The organism is Nocardia sp. CA-128927, from assembly GCF_050955855.1.
GTDB lineage: Bacteria > Actinomycetota > Actinomycetes > Mycobacteriales > Mycobacteriaceae > Nocardia.
This window is the reverse complement of the sequence record NZ_CP192087.1, coordinates 5,020,194-5,034,421: the sequence shown is the minus strand read 5'-3', so window position 1 is coordinate 5,034,421 and position 14,228 is coordinate 5,020,194. Positions and strand designations below refer to the sequence as shown.

Below are 14,228 nucleotides of genomic sequence, written 5' to 3'. Positions count from 1 at the left end.
AGAAGAGCCCCCGTCCCCTAGACTTTTGCGGGAGAGGCGAGTTCACCGATTCCGGCTCGTCCGCCATCACCGCCAGTAGGGGGCATGGGTGACGGGAGGTACCGAGATAGTCCGGGTGCACATGACGGGTTCCGAGTGGTTCGCGTCGGCGCCGGGAGGGCTCAATCGGTACTTCACCGAGCTCTTCCACGCACTCACCAGACAGGCCGAAGTCGAGGTGTCCGCCGCCGCTTTCGGCGCCGACTCCCCCGCCGCCCCCGGCGCCCAATCATGGGGCGGGCTAGGCGGTTCCACGTTGCGCCGGGCGCGCACCGCGTTCCTCGATCGCGCCGAGCTGCACCGTGACACCGTGCTCGATCGGCACTTCTGTCTCTACGGTCCGGCCGCCATCGACCGGCGCGGGCGGCTGCCGCTCGTCATCCATTTCCACGGACCGTGGGCCGCCGAAAGCAGACTCACCGGACAGCGCGAAGCGGCGGTGCGCGCGAAGTATCTGCTCGAGCGCCTGCGCTATTCGGGCGCGGACCGATTCGTGGTGCTGTCCAACCACTTTCGCGACGTACTACATACCGACTACCGGGTTTCCTTGGACCGCATCGCGGTCATCCCGCCCGGAGTCGACCTGGATCGCTTCCACGCATCCCCAGTTCGCTCGGACACCGACACCCGAACCGTGCTGTGCGTGCGCAGGCTCGAACGCCGGATGGGCATCGATACGCTGCTGCGGGCGTGGCCCGGAGTGCTCGCCGAGCATCCGACGGCCCGCCTGGTGATCGTCGGAACCGGGGCCGCTGGGGACGAATTGAGGTCCGCCGCAAGATCACTCGGTGATACGGTCCAGTTCGCCGGGCACATCGACGACGAGCGCCTCACCGAACTCTACGAACAGGCGGAGCTGACCGTCGTGCCCACCACCGCCCTCGAAGGATTCGGTCTGATCGCCCTCGAATCGCTGGCCGCCGGCCGCGCGCCCATCGTCACCGACTGCGGCGGACTGCCGGACTCGGTGCGCGGGCTCGATCCTTCGCTCATCGTGCCCGCCGGCGACGCGGACGCGCTCGGCGCACGCATCGTCGCCGCACTGCACGGCACCATGCCGACACCCGCGCAATGCCGGGCGCACGCGGAGACCTTCACCTGGGATGTCACAGCGGAGCGGCATCTCGCGATGTACCGGGCAATCAGACAATGAACAGGGCACTGTTCCTCGCGCACACCGCCGCGCCGTCCGGCGCCGAGCTCGCAACGCTGCGGCTGGTGTCGGCCCTACGCGACCAGGGACGGCTAGGTGTCGCCATGGTCTACACGGAGGACGGCCCGATGGTGGAACGGATGCGCGCACGCGGCGTCGAAACCCGGCTGTTGCGCGGCCGATTCGACAGCCGGGCGATGACCATCGGCTCGGGTCCGCTGCGCCTGGTCGCCGGGTTCCTCGGGCTGCTGCGGCTCGGCTGGTCCCTCGGCGCCACCGCCACCGAGCTCGGCGCGACCGTGCTCGTGGCGGAGAGCAGTAAAGCGCTGGTGATGGGTGCGGTGGCCGCGCGGCGCGCCCGCGTTCCGCTGGTCTGGCAGGTGCACGACCGCATTGCCGCCGACTACTTCGGGCGCCTGCCCACCCTCGTACTGCGGCTGCTCGGTCGGCTCTTCAGCCGCGGCTACCTCGCCAACAGCCGAACGACCCTGCGCACCTTGCCGATCGGACGCAGGCCCGCGCTGGTGGCCTATCCCGGCGTCGAACTCGGCACCGACGTCGCGCGTCCCGACCAGCGCCCGCCCGCCGACACCGTGGTCGCCGTGGTCGGCCGGTTGTCCCCGTGGAAGGGCCAGGATGTGCTGCTGCGCGCGCTCGCGGGGACCAAAGTGCGTCCACGCCAAGTGTTTCTGATCGGCGGCACGTTCTTCGACGAAGAGCCCTACCGCGCCGAACTCGAACGCCTGGCCCGCGAGCTGGCGCTGCCGGTGACGTTCACCGGCCACGTCGACGACCCCGCCGAATACCTGCGCGACACCGACATTCTCGTGCACAGCTCGGTGCTACCCGAACCGTTCGGTCAGGTCGTGGTGGAGGGCATGCACGCGGGCTGCGCCGTGATCGCCTCCACGCCAGGCGGTCCCGCCGAGATCGTCGAGCCCGGCGTCAACGGGCTACTCGTCGACGGCGGCGACGAACACCAGCTCACCACCGCACTGGACACCCTCATCGGCGACCCGGCGCTGCGCGGCAGGCTGGCCATGGCGGCCCGCCTGCGCGCCAAGGACTTCGACATCACCGAAACGGCGCGCTCGGTCGCCGCCTTCCTCGACGACATCGCACAACGCAACGACGCCGCGGGCACACCACATTCACCGGAGAGAGCCCCGCATGGCTGAACACCCAGCCCCGAACACCTCGGACCAGCCGCCGGCGCCCGGCGGCGCGCATCGCTCGAATGCCCAGCGCCGCCTCGGATTTCTCGGGATCATCCGCGATATCGGCTATGTCAGCTTCGGCAAGTACGGGCAGTACGTCGTCACCATCGTGACCGTGCCGCTGATCGCGCGGGTGCTCGGCACGCACGGCCTCGGCCTGCTCGCGATCGGCATGTCGGCTTACTTCATCGGTTCACTGCTGGTCGATCTCGGCATCACCTCGTACCTGGCCGCGCGGGTGCACGACGCCAATCTGGGCGCGGATCGCCTCGAACACATCAACCAGTTGCGCGGCGATTACCTGGCCATCCGCGCAGGCACCCTGGTCATTCTGGGGGCCGCCCTGCTGCTCAGCTACGCGGTGGGCGCGCCCGTTCACCTGGAGATGATCCTGCTCGGGTTGTTCGCGGGTGGCTTCTGGTCGGCCTCCGAGGACTGGTTACTCATCGGGCAGGGGCGCTTCGGCGCCTCCACCGCCTACCAGGCTGTCGGCAGAATCGGTTATCTCGTGCTGCTGGTCGCGGTGCTGCCCCGGATGCCCAACGCCCAGGTCGCCTTGCTCTGCCTGCTCGTCTCGTCCATCCCCACCGTCATATTGACCTGGTGGGACTCGTTACGCACCTTCGGCCCGCCCGCACGACCGCGCGGCGTGAAGACCGTCTTACGTACCGGTGCACCGGTTTTCATCTCCCGGCTATTGGTGACGACCTACGGGCAGGGCGCGGCGGCGGTGTACTCAGCGGTGCTGGACGCCGTGTCGCTCGGCCTGTATTCCGCCGGGGATCGACTGGTCCGTGCCATCCAATCCACCCTGGACCCCATCGGATTCGCGCTACTACCGCGAATGGCGCGCAAGAGCGCCGACGACAACTTCTGGCGGCACGCACTGCAGGCGCTGTTCGCCTGCGTCTGCACCGCCACGGTGGCGGCCGCGGCGGTCTGGCTGAGCGCGCCGCTGCTGATCCACCTGGTGTTCGGCGAGGACTTCACCGCCGCCATCGGACTGCTGCGGGTGGAGACCTTCGTGCTACCCGCGACGGCCATCACCTCCTTCGTCACCACCGCCGTGCTCCCGGTGCGCCAGGACACCACCGGCGTGCTGATCGGCGCGGTGCTCGGCACCTGCGTGGCCGCCGTGGCGCTGGCCATCGCGTTTCGCACCCACTCGGTGTGGACCTTGGTCTACGGCACCGTGGTCGTCGAATTCACCGTCGCCTCTTGGTATCTGCTCAGAATTCGCACCCTGATCACCCGTGAACGGGTAACGCCCGCCCCTGGTCCCGCGATTGTGCTGATGCGGGAGGAGGGCGGGTCATGAGAATTCTCTATCTGGGTGACGACTGGGTCGGCAGCAACGCGCATTCGCTGGCCGACGGCTTCCGGCAGGCCGGGCACGACGTGGTGGCCATCGACACCACCCGGGTCACCTTGCCGCCCAGGCTCTCGCCGCCGTGGGTCTATTCGAAGCTCGCACGCAGGCGCGCGCCGTGGAACGTCACCGGGCTGCACGCCGAAATCGACCGGGCCGCTGCCGAATTCCGGCCGGACATGGTGTTCGCGTTCAAGGGGATTCACCTCGACCAGCGCAGGCTGCTCGATCTTCCTGCCCGGCTGCACGTGCACTACAGCCCCGACGACGTCGCGAACCCCGAGAACACCAGCGCGGAATACCTTGCGCACGAAGCGGAATGGGATCACGTCGTCACCACCAAGCGGCACAATGTCGCGGAGTTGCGCGACCGGGGCGCTCGCGCGGTCACTTTCGTGCGCAGCGCCTACGACCCGGCCTGGCATCATCCGACCGCGCGCCGCGGAACCCGGCAGTTCCTGGTCGGCTTCATCGGCGTGTGCCGACCGGACCGCAAGGCCGACATGATCGGACTGGCCCGCACACACGGCTCCCGCATGCTGGTGCGCGGGCCCGGCTGGCGGCGGGTCCCCGAATTGCGTTCCACCGGAGCAGAAGTGGGCGGCGCCGTGTATGGCGAGCGCTACTCGGAGGTGGTCGCGAGCGTCACCGCCAATCTGGTGCTGCTCAACTCCGACAACCGCGACACCCACACCTGCCGCACCTTCGAAGTACCAGCTGCCGGTGGGCTTTTCGTCGGTGAACGCACCGACGAGCACGCCGAGCTGCTGCAGGACACCAGCGAATGCTTCCTGTTCACCGACGCCGACGAGCTGTTCGCCATCCTCGACTGGTGCGCGGCACATCCCGACAAGGCCGCCGCCGTGGCCGAGGCCGGATACCAGCGGGTCCTCGCGGGCAATCACCGCTACGTCGACCGGGCACGGGAGATCATCCATGCGATCAGCTGAGCCCGTCGCATGACCGCCACCACCGAGGTGCTGTTGATCGCCCTCGCGCTCGCCACCATCGCGGTGGCGGCCACCACGATTCCCGGTGTCGCCCGGGTGTTCCTGATCGCGCAGGCGGCGTTCTGGTCGCTGTCCTATGTGGCGCGGCCCGTGGTGTTGCTCTGGGTACAGCCGGAACCGCACTTCGGTGACAACGTCCCGGACCCGCGGCTGGCTCAGCTCGGTTACGACAGCGGCATCGCACTGGTGCTCCAGCATGTCGTCTTCGGCCTGTGGGTCTACGCGGGATTTGTTGTGGCCTACGCATTTTGGGCCCGGCGGCACCCGCCCGTGAAGCTGCCCGCGCTGACCAACGACCCGGATTTCGTGCCGACGCTCGCCGCGATGTACGGCGTCGGTATGCTCGGCCGGGCCGCGTCCTACGGCTCCGGTTCCATCGGCAGCGCGGGCGATGTGGAGAGCGCCAATCCGATCCTGTCCTTCGTCGCCATTCTGGCGACCATCGCCGCCCTCGGCTTGATCATCTTCGTTCGACCCGAACGCCCGCAGATGGCCTGGCTGATCATCGGCGGGCTGCTCCTCGGCGAGCTGGCCTGGACCGCGATCGTCGAATCGAAGACACCGATCATCGGCGCCGCGATGGCCATCGCCGTACGGTTCGCCATCCTCGGCTGGACCAAGCGCAAGGCGGTCTCCGTCGCGGCCATCGCGGTCCTCGGCATCGGCGGCTTCGGCTGGCTGCAATCGCTGAAGCAGACCCAGTACGCGAAAGCCGAGTCGTCGCTTGTCGATTCGGGCTATCCGCCGGTCGTGCAACCCTTCCTCAGCATCCTGCGCCGGTTCGACCTGCTGGAGGCGGCCACCGACGCCTACTTCCACCAGCCGGGCTTCTGGCTGACACCCGCCCAGGCGCTACAACACGCCATGTACAGCCTGATCCCCAGCCAGCTGCTCGGCACGACCAAGTTCCAGTCCGGCACCGAGTGGGCGATGGAGGTGCGCGGCGCCTCGGTCGACATGACCAAGGTGTCGGTGTCGCTGGCCGAGGGCAATCTCAACGAGGGCTTCGTGCTCGGCGGCTATACCGGCGTGGTTATCTGCGCCGCCTTCACCTTCCTGCTGTTGCTCGCCTGGGCCAAGGCGCTGTATTCGCGCTTCTTCCCGATCGTGATCCTCGGGCTCGCGATGACCGGCGCCTCCGCACTGTTCGAACGCGGAATCCTCGGCAGTATGGAGAATCTCGGCAAGTTCCTGCAGGCCGCCGTGCTCGCCTGGCTCATCTCGCTGGTCGTGCGCGAGTATCGCCGCCGCACTCGAACTGAACCACTTTCCACCGCTGGCCAAAGCTTGCCCAGCGTGCAGTCTGTCGGGGCATCCACCATCGAAAAGAGAGAATCCCCATGGGATTGATCGACTATTGGCATATCGCGCGCCGACGCTGGGCCCTTATCGCCGCGGTGGTGGTGCTGTGTCTAGGCGCATCGGCCGGATATCTGAGCACCCTGCCGACCACCTACGTCGCCACCAGCAGCATGTACGTGTCGATGGCGACCGGCACCTCGGTCAACGACTCCTACCAGGGTGGGCTCGCCGCCCAGCAGCGCGTCCGCTCCTACCTGGACCTGGCCACCAGCGCGACCGTCGCCAAGCGCGTCATCGACGACCTCGGGCTGAAGATGTCGGTCGGTGAGGTACAGAGCAAGATCAAGGCGTTCTCCCCGCCCGCAACCACGAACATCATCCTCACCGTGCAATCCTCGACCGCCGAGGGGGCGCGCGACTTCGCCAACTCGGTCGCGGCCCAATTCCGCAGGCTCGTCGACGAATTGGAGACCATCGAGCGCGACGCGGCACCCGCCGCGCGCATCACCGTGGTCGACCGCGCCGAGATACCCGCGTCACCGAGCGGACCGCAGTCGAGTCGCATTCTGTTCCTCGGCCTGCTGGCCGGACTCGCGCTCGGCTGCGCGGGCGCCATCGTCCGCGACCGCACCGACCGCACGCTGCGCACCTCCAACAACCTGGAAGCCATTCTGCCGGTGCCGATCCTGGGCATCATCGACGCGGGCCGCCCCGGCGCCCCGGACGAGACGCGCAGGCTACGCACCCGGCTACTCCGTGAAGGCGAGGCCAGTAGCATCCTGCTGACCAGCCTTTCGCCGCGCTCCGAGCCGGAAGTCGCTGTCGCACTCGCTAAATCGTTCGCCGACATGGGCAGCAACGTGGTGCTCATCGACGCCGACACCTCGGGCCACGGCAGCTCGTACGCCGTGGCGAACGCGAGCGTCGGCTTGGCGGCCGTGCTACAAGGTAACGCGCCCGTGCACGAGGCGTTGACCGGCTGGCCGGAGACCGGCGTCACCGTGCTCCCGCTGGGCGAGGCGGACGACCAGACGCCCGATCTGCTCGCCTCGGACCGATTCGCGGCGATAGTCGCGAAACTGACCACCGACTACGACCACGTCGTGGTGCAGGCCGCGCCGATCGCCCATGCCGCCGACGCCATCGCCGTCGCGCCGCTCTGCGAACAGACCATCGCCGTCGTGTTGCTCGGTGAGACCAGCGGACCGCAATTACGCGGCGCCCTGGCCACATTCGGCGACAACAAGCTGACCGGCGCGGTAGCGTACAGCAAGCCGGGCAACCGGCTGCAGCGACTGACCGGGAGGCTGCGGCTTTGAAGCACGAAACCGTTGGTCGGCGGAGCATGCTTGCCGCGGCGCTCGGCGCGGTAGGTGCCGCGCCGGTGCTGGCAGCATGTACCAGCTCCCCCTCCGCGACCCCAAGCATCGAGTTCCGTTCCCCGCACGTCACCGACGCACCGTCCGCGCGCAACGTCCGCGACTTCGGTGCCGTCGGTGACGGTGTCGCCGACGATACGGCGGCGATCGCCGCGGCGGCCGCCGTACCGGGCGGCGCACCGCTGGTGATGTATCTACCGGCCGGCCACTACAACGTGACGTCCTGGCCCGAACTCGGCGACTACGCCACGGTTCTCGGCGACGGCGCCGATGTCAGCGTGGTGAACTGCACGGTCGACACCACCCTGATCAGCCTGCGCAAGCGCAGCCGGGTGCGGTTCGCCCGGCTCGGCTTCTACCTGGCCGGGCCGAAGGCGACGGCCGTCCTGCTGTCCGAATGCTTCAGGTGCTCCTTCGATTCCGTGGTGATCCGCGGCAATCACATCAGCGAGAACCATCCGCGCTACCTCGAACAGCGCGGCGTGGTGCTGGAAGGCAACACCGGCGGCACCGCGTTCCTCAACTGCGACATCAACAATTTCGGCTACGGCATCGTCACCTCCTGCATCCAGAACTACGTCACCTCGTCCAAGCTGACCAGCAACTACATCGGGGTGCTCGGCACCGGCAACGATCACAACGCCGGATTGGCGCTCACCAACGTCGAATTCGTGTCCGACGCCGACCCGAAGACCACCGACAAGCACATCCTCATCGATGGCGCGGCGAACGACTGGTGGCTCACCAACGTTTGGTTCGAGGGCGCCGATATCGCGCTGTCCGTCGGCCGGGTCGACCGCGGCGGGCCCGCGCAGTTCGGCATGATCAACTGCAAGGTCGCCGCGCGCACCGTCGGCCTCGACCTGATCTATTGCCGCCAGCCGTATCTGGCCAACGTGCAGTTCGACAAGGATCTGGAAAAGGCGCCCATCGAGTTGCGGATCGATCCGACCGGTTGCCCCGAGGGCACCGCGGTGAACCTGATCTCCACGGCCGCAGACGATCTCAACCCCGCGCTGTTCCCGCAACGCTGGCATGTGCTCGGCCGCACCAGCACGCACGCGCCGCAGTTCACCGGGACCATCGTGGCCAAGGCCGGGCGCGGTGACGGCGACGTCTTCCAGGCGCAGTCGGCCGACGGCGCGCTGCGCTCCGCCGTACTCGCCAGCGGGACTTGGCTATCCGAGCAAACGGAGGGTGGCATCGTACTGAAAGATGCGTCAGGGACATATTGGCGGCTGTCCGTCTCTACCGAGGGCGTGCTCAAGACGATGTCACTGGGCAAGATGCGACCGCGCGAGTAGGCGCGATGTCGACAAGCCCGAAATCGTTGGCGCGCATCAGTCTCGGTCCGGTGTCGCTGCACGGCAACGCCGTCGTGCTGCGCCCGCCACGGATCGCGGACTACCCGCACTGGCGGCGTATTCGACTGCGGGACCGGCGCTTCATCGAGCCGTTCTGGTACAGCTCGACGCTCGACTGGTCGGCGCGGCATTGCGGAACCCATTGGGTCCGTGAATGTTTGACGAGCCGCGCGGAGGCGCGGGCGGGCCGTCGACTCTCGACGGTGATCGAGGTCGACGGCCGGTTCGCGGGGCAGGTCGAGCTCGGCTCGATCGATCCCGCCACCGGCGCCGCGGAATTGGGCATCTGGGTGGACGCCGAGGTCGCCCGGCACGGGATCGGCGGCATGGCGGCGGCGCTGCTGATGGATTACGGCCTCGAGCACATCGGCCTGGAACGAATCACGGCGCCGATCTCACCCGAGAACGTCGCCGCCGCGCACGGTGCGGCCGAGCTCGGGTTCCGGCGAGAAGCCTTGATGGGCCGCTACTTCGACGTGGGCGGCGCGCGGCGCGACCACGAGCTGTGGGCGGTCACCCGGGCGGATGTGCCGCCGAACGGCTTCGCGGGCCACTGGCTCGACCGGTACGACGCCCATGCCGCGCAGCCGCCCGCCGCGGGCGAGGACCCGACCGGCGGCGCGTTCCCCAGGCGCGCGGCGCTCGCCGCTGCCGCACGCTTCTACGCGGGGCGGGGATTGCATCTGCTCGATCCGCTACAGGCCGCCCGGCCGGCTCGGCTCGCCGATCCTGATCGCGGAGAGGTCGTCGTGCGCAGCAGGCGACTATCCGACTGGGGTCGCTGGCGTGCCACCCGGTTGCGCAGCCGTGCCGTTCTGGACCCGGACGCGCTGGTTCCCGAAGAAGCGTGGGCGCGGCAGCACAGCAGGCTCCGGTGGGTGCGCCAATTCCTCTGTGCCCGTCCGGGTTTGCGTTCGGCGAGTGGGCTCGTGCTGGCGATCGATGTCGACGGCGAGTATGCCGGGGAGGCCCGGTTGTTCGACCTCGACATGTTCGACCGCAATGCCCGCATGTTCGTCTGGACCGACCCTGATCACGCCGACGACGTTCGGGCGGCCGCCACCCGGCTACTGCTCACCCATGCCTTCGGCCCACTCGGCCTGTGCCGGGTCTCGACGGCGATCGATCCCGCGGACAGCCGTTCCGCCGATATCGCCGCGCGCGTCGGCATGACGCACGAGGGGCGGATGCGCTGCTACGTCGGCGCCACCGGCCATCGCGGCGACCATGACCTGTGGGCCGTCACCATCGGCCCTACGGTCGAGTCGGACGCGGAATCCTCGGCGCCGTCCGCGAGACCGACGCTGGGACCCACCGACCGCCAGTGACCGGCACGGTGAGGGGATCACCGGATGACCTACGGCGGAACGGATTCCACCGATACGGCACAAAAGCGACAGGCCGTATATCAAACGACCGACAGGTGACACTGTTGCGCGGACAAGCCGATCCCGCCGACGTACAGTAATGCGCAGAACCGGTGCGCGCAGGGAGGATTCGCGCAGGCAGTCTGCCGTGCGTGTGCGACCCGACTCTTCAGGAGCCCGACCATGGAGTCTATTTCCGATGATCCGGCGGTACCCCGCCGCTTCACCCGCAGCAACGAGCTACAGGCGCGGCTGCACGATCTGGTCCCGGGCGGCGCACACACCTACGCCAGAGGCGCGGACCAGTACCCCGAGTTCATGGCGCCGATCCTGGTGCGCGGCAGCGGCTGCCGGGTCTGGGACGCGGACGGCAACTGCTACGTCGAGTACGGCATGGGCCTGCGCTCGGTCACCCTCGGCCATGGTTGCCAACCGGTACTCGACGCCGTGCACAGTGCGATCGCCGACGGCATCAGCTTCAGCCGTCCGACCGAGCTGGAACTGCTTGCCGCACAAGACTTCCTGACCCTCGTGCCGGGCGCCGACATGGTGAAGTTCGCCAAGAACGGCTCCGACGCGACCACCGCCGCGGTCCGCCTGGCCAGGGCCGCCACCGGCCGCACGGCGATCGCCGTCTGCGATCAACCGTTCTTCTCGGTGGACGACTGGTTCATCGGCACCACCGCGATGGACAGCGGCATCCCCGCCGAAATCGCGTCGGGCACCTTGCGATTCCGCTACAACGATCTCCCGTCGCTCGCGGCCGTAGTCGAGTCGGAGACGGTGGCCGCGGTCGTCATGGAGGCCGCCACCGCGCTGGCGGAGCCGGAACCCGGTTTCCTGGCGGGCGTTCGTGACCTGTGCGATCGCCACGGCACGCTACTCATCTTCGACGAGATGATCACCGGCTTCCGCTGGTCGGCGGGCGGCGCGCAGGCGGTGTACGGCGTGCGACCCGACCTGTCCTGCTGGGGCAAGGCCATGGGCAATGGTTTTCCGCTCTCCGCCCTCGCGGGCAAACGCGAGTACATGGAGCTCGGCGGGCTGCGCACGGACCACGACCGGGTCTTCCTGCTGTCCACCACGCACGGCCCGGAATCGGGTTCGCTCGCCGCCTTCCGCGCGGTCGTGCACGAGTACCGAACCGGTGACCCCATCGCCAAGATGGAGCACGCGGGCCGCCGTCTGGCGGCGGGGGTCAACGCGGTCGCCGCCGAGCTCGGCATCGCCGACTACCTCCAGGTCCTCGGCCGCCCGTCCTGCCTGATCTTCGTCACCCGCGACCTGAACGGTCGGCCCTCCCAGGAGTTCCGCACCCTGTTCCTCCAGGAGCTGCTGCACCGGGGCGTGCTCGGTCAATCCTTCGTCACCTCGGCGGCGCACACCGACGCCGACATCGACGAGACGATCGCGGCCTGCCGGGAGGCGGCCGCCGTGTACCGCAAGGCAATCGAGCAGGGCAGCGTCGACGGGCTCTTGGCAGGCCGCCCGGTCGCACCCGCCATCCGCCGCCGCGCGGCACCGCGCCAGATCGCCGCGGTGCACGAATGACGCAGCCCCGCATCGCGATCGTGCACGAGCGGTTCACCGAGTTCGGCGGTTCCGAGGCGGTGGTCGGCGAGCTCGCCGAAACCTGGTCGGGGGCCCAGGTTTTCGCGCCCATCGTGGATCCCGCGGGCGTTCGCCCGCCGCTGACCACGGTTCATGACACCTGGCTCAGCCGCGCCTACGCCGCCTCCGGACGTCGCTCGCACGCGCCGCTGCTACCCTTCGTCCCCCGTGCCCTGCGCCGCCTCCCCCTCGGGCACCGCTTCGACGCCGTCGTCGTCAGCCACCACGCGTTCGCCACCCAGGCGGCCTTCGCCACCGATGCGCCGGTCATCGCCTATGTGCACAGCCCGGCACGCTGGGCCTGGGACAAGGACTTCCGCGCACAGGAGGCGGGCGGTCGTGCGGGTCAGCTCGCCCTTGCCGCGCTGGGGAGGCTGGCTCGCCACGGTGAATTGCGTGCCGCCCCTAGGCTTTCCCATGTCGTCGCCAATTCGCGCGCCGTCGCCGCCCGCGTGAACGACTGGTGGGGACTGCCCGCGACGGTCACCTATCCCCCGGTCCAGATCGACCGATTCACCCCCGAGCCGACCATCCCCCGCGACGACTTCTTCCTCTTCGCAGGCAGACTCGTCCCGTACAAGCGCCCGGACTTGGCCATCCTCGCCGCGCAGCGAGCAGGTTGCCGGCTCGTCATCCTCGGCGACGGCCGCTTCCGCGCCCATCTCGAAACCCTCGCCGGCCCGGAAACGACCTTCCTCGGCGCGACATCGCACGACGTGCTGCTCGACACCTACCGCCGCTGCCGAGCGCTGCTCATGCCAGGTGTAGAGGACTTCGGCATCGTCCCGGTCGAGGCAATGGCTTGCGGCACAGCGGTTCTCGCGGTCGATCAGGGTGGCGCCCTGGACACCGTCGATCCCGGCCGTACCGGCGAACACGTCCCGCACGGTTCCGACGAGGCGGTCGTCGATCACCTCGCCAAAGCCATGCGCGATTTCGATCCCGCGGCGTACGACGCAACGACTATCCGCACGCATGCCGAGACGTTCTCCTCCGCCGCCTTCCGCACGCAGATGGCCACCACCGTCTCCCAGTTCCTGAACTGACCCGCGTAGCCAGGCCACCCAGGCGGTGCGGGAATAGGGTTCGCCGCCCCATGGTTGCGGGCGATGGTCGAGTAAGCAACGTGCGAGGGAGGCAGCAGTATGTCGCAGGTCGGGGTCGATACCACCGCCAAGGGGTCCGGCGCACCGAGCGATGCCGAGGATCTTCGAAGCCGGACGGTCGTCCTGATCGGCGGCGGCTCCGGCATCGGGCTGCGGGTCGCGCACCGCGTGGTGGCGGCCGGTGGCCGAGTCGTGTTGGGCGGCCGCACCGCATCGCGTTTGGCCGCGGCGGCGACGGAACTGGGTGACGCGGCCAGTTGGCAGGCGTCCTACGAGGTCGGGCCGATGCGCGAGCTCAGCGACGCGGCGGCCGCGTCACCGTTCGAGTCCAAGTTCTGGGGCCAGTACCACGCGGTCCCGCTGGCCGCGCCGAAGCTGGCCGAGGACGGATCGGCGGTCTTGATGTCGGGCGCCGCATCGGCACGTCCGGCCGGACTCGCGCCCGCGTACGTCGCCTGCAACGCCGCCATCGAAGGACTCGGTCGCGGCCTCGCGGTCGAGCTCGCGCCGGTCCGCGTCAACGTCATATCGCCGGGCACGGTCGACGGGCACCTGTGGTCGAACCGCCCGGATACCGCCCGTACTGCGGCATTCGATCAGTACCGCCGCGAAACCCTGCTCGGCCGCCCCGCCACCGAGGACGAGATCGCCCACTCCGTGGTCTACCTGTTCACCAACACCTTCACCACCGGCTCCACCCTCTACCCGGACGGCGGTTACACCCTCCGCTGAGGCACCGAGCGGAACATGTTGCGGCACAACGTGGGCCGCTCGGTGTGCGCCTCAGGCCGAGCAGGTGGGAGCGGGTGGCTTCGGCGCGTTCCAGTCATTGGCGGCGACCCAGCGGAAGACGGCGAGCCTGCGGTCGATAAAGCGTTGCAGGCCTTCGGTAGTGCCGCAGTCCTGAATCAGATTTCCCGGCTTGTAGTACCTGGTGATCAACTCCTTGAGTTTCTCGTTATAGGCGTCCTCCTTTTCACAGGTCGCCTTCCGGGTGTCCGCACTGAACACCGGATTCTGGAAGAGTTCGACGCGGGTTTCGGTGTGCACCGGTTTGTCGAAGATGGCGGGTGACAACTCCAGCCATTCGCCGACCTCTTGATACCAACGGTCGTCGTGATCTTTACCGTCGCAAATCTGCTTCTCGACCTCGGGCGCGACACCGAACAGCGCACCATCGGCGTGCGCCGGTGCTCCGGGCAGCGCCAACGCGGTAGCGAGCGCACACGTCAGCACCCAGGATTTGTGTGAGGATTTCAAAGACCGAGCCTCCATGTGGTCGTGAACTTCACATGCCTGTCCCTTTGACTG

General features: G+C 68.5%; 12 protein-coding genes. 11 read left to right on the top strand and 1 reads right to left on the bottom strand.

Annotated elements, in window-relative coordinates; genetic code table 11:
• Positions 1–121: 121 nt before the first annotated feature.
• The 11 genes from ACQPW1_RS23635 to ACQPW1_RS23585 all read left to right on the top strand — a co-directional run bounded on the left by ACQPW1_RS23635 (position 122) and on the right by ACQPW1_RS23585 (position 13,649).
• Positions 122–1,192 (top strand): glycosyltransferase family 4 protein, encoded by a 1,071-nt coding sequence (locus tag ACQPW1_RS23635; protein ID WP_433665316.1) that lies wholly within the window; start codon positions 122–124, stop codon positions 1,190–1,192.
• Positions 1,189–2,370, top strand: a complete 1,182-nt coding sequence (locus ACQPW1_RS23630; protein ID WP_433664883.1) for a glycosyltransferase family 4 protein — start codon at positions 1,189–1,191, stop codon at positions 2,368–2,370. Before ACQPW1_RS23635 ends, ACQPW1_RS23630 begins: the two co-directional genes overlap by 4 nt.
• Positions 2,363–3,727: a lipopolysaccharide biosynthesis protein gene (locus ACQPW1_RS23625; RefSeq protein ID WP_433664882.1), complete on the top strand. Its 1,365-nt coding sequence runs from the start codon at positions 2,363–2,365 to the stop codon at positions 3,725–3,727. Before ACQPW1_RS23630 ends, ACQPW1_RS23625 begins: the two co-directional genes overlap by 8 nt.
• Positions 3,724–4,728, top strand: a complete 1,005-nt coding sequence (locus ACQPW1_RS23620) for a CgeB family protein (RefSeq protein WP_433664881.1) — start codon at positions 3,724–3,726, stop codon at positions 4,726–4,728. Before ACQPW1_RS23625 ends, ACQPW1_RS23620 begins: the two co-directional genes overlap by 4 nt.
• A gap of 9 nt (positions 4,729–4,737) precedes the next feature.
• A complete protein-coding gene (locus ACQPW1_RS23615) occupies positions 4,738–6,138 on the top strand; it encodes a hypothetical protein (RefSeq protein ID WP_433664880.1) in 1,401 nt (466 codons plus the stop codon).
• The gene (locus ACQPW1_RS23610) at positions 6,129–7,409 is read left to right on the top strand and encodes a protein tyrosine kinase (protein WP_433664879.1); all 1,281 of its coding nucleotides are present in this window, start codon (positions 6,129–6,131) and stop codon (positions 7,407–7,409) included. The genes ACQPW1_RS23615 and ACQPW1_RS23610 overlap by 10 nt, the downstream gene beginning before the upstream one ends.
• 26 nt (positions 7,410–7,435) lie before the next feature.
• Positions 7,436–8,773, top strand: a complete 1,338-nt coding sequence (locus ACQPW1_RS23605) for a glycosyl hydrolase family 28-related protein (RefSeq protein ID WP_433665315.1) — start codon at positions 7,436–7,438, stop codon at positions 8,771–8,773.
• Between the two features lie 5 nt (positions 8,774–8,778).
• Complete coding sequence (locus ACQPW1_RS23600) at positions 8,779–10,161, top strand: GNAT family N-acetyltransferase (RefSeq protein WP_433664877.1); 1,383 nt, start codon at positions 8,779–8,781, stop codon at positions 10,159–10,161.
• Positions 10,162–10,383: 222 nt separating this feature from the next.
• A complete protein-coding gene (locus tag ACQPW1_RS23595; RefSeq protein WP_433664876.1) occupies positions 10,384–11,751 on the top strand; it encodes a glutamate-1-semialdehyde 2,1-aminomutase in 1,368 nt (455 codons plus the stop codon).
• Complete coding sequence (locus ACQPW1_RS23590) at positions 11,748–12,857, top strand: glycosyltransferase (protein WP_433664875.1); 1,110 nt, start codon at positions 11,748–11,750, stop codon at positions 12,855–12,857. The genes ACQPW1_RS23595 and ACQPW1_RS23590 overlap by 4 nt, the downstream gene beginning before the upstream one ends.
• Before the next feature lie 99 nt (positions 12,858–12,956).
• Entirely contained in the window at positions 12,957–13,649 is a 693-nt protein-coding gene (locus ACQPW1_RS23585) for an SDR family oxidoreductase (RefSeq protein ID WP_433664874.1), read from the top strand.
• A 51-nt stretch (positions 13,650–13,700) separates the two neighbouring features.
• On the opposite strand, the gene ACQPW1_RS23580 is transcribed toward ACQPW1_RS23585, so the two are convergent.
• On the bottom strand, positions 13,701–14,177 hold the full coding sequence (locus tag ACQPW1_RS23580; protein ID WP_433664873.1) for a hypothetical protein: 477 nt from the start codon (positions 14,175–14,177) through the stop codon (positions 13,701–13,703).
• Positions 14,178–14,228 lie beyond the last annotated feature (51 nt).

Excerpts from the sequence above, each read along its gene's own strand:
- ACQPW1_RS23620 (WP_433664881.1), top strand. The coding sequence starts at position 3,724 with ATGAGAATTCTCTATCTGGGTGACGACTGGGTCGGCAGCAACGCGCAT.
- ACQPW1_RS23600 (WP_433664877.1), top strand. The coding sequence starts at position 8,779 with ATGTCGACAAGCCCGAAATCGTTGGCGCGCATCAGTCTCGGTCCGGTG.
- ACQPW1_RS23605 (WP_433665315.1), top strand. The coding sequence starts at position 7,436 with ATGCTTGCCGCGGCGCTCGGCGCGGTAGGTGCCGCGCCGGTGCTGGCA.
- ACQPW1_RS23615 (WP_433664880.1), top strand. The coding sequence starts at position 4,738 with ATGACCGCCACCACCGAGGTGCTGTTGATCGCCCTCGCGCTCGCCACC.
- ACQPW1_RS23610 (WP_433664879.1), top strand. The coding sequence starts at position 6,129 with ATGGGATTGATCGACTATTGGCATATCGCGCGCCGACGCTGGGCCCTT.
- ACQPW1_RS23585 (WP_433664874.1), top strand. The coding sequence starts at position 12,957 with ATGTCGCAGGTCGGGGTCGATACCACCGCCAAGGGGTCCGGCGCACCG.
- ACQPW1_RS23625 (WP_433664882.1), top strand. The coding sequence starts at position 2,363 with ATGGCTGAACACCCAGCCCCGAACACCTCGGACCAGCCGCCGGCGCCC.
- ACQPW1_RS23590 (WP_433664875.1), top strand. The coding sequence starts at position 11,748 with ATGACGCAGCCCCGCATCGCGATCGTGCACGAGCGGTTCACCGAGTTC.
- ACQPW1_RS23635 (WP_433665316.1), top strand. The coding sequence starts at position 122 with ATGACGGGTTCCGAGTGGTTCGCGTCGGCGCCGGGAGGGCTCAATCGG.
- ACQPW1_RS23630 (WP_433664883.1), top strand. The coding sequence starts at position 1,189 with ATGAACAGGGCACTGTTCCTCGCGCACACCGCCGCGCCGTCCGGCGCC.
- ACQPW1_RS23595 (WP_433664876.1), top strand. The coding sequence starts at position 10,384 with ATGGAGTCTATTTCCGATGATCCGGCGGTACCCCGCCGCTTCACCCGC.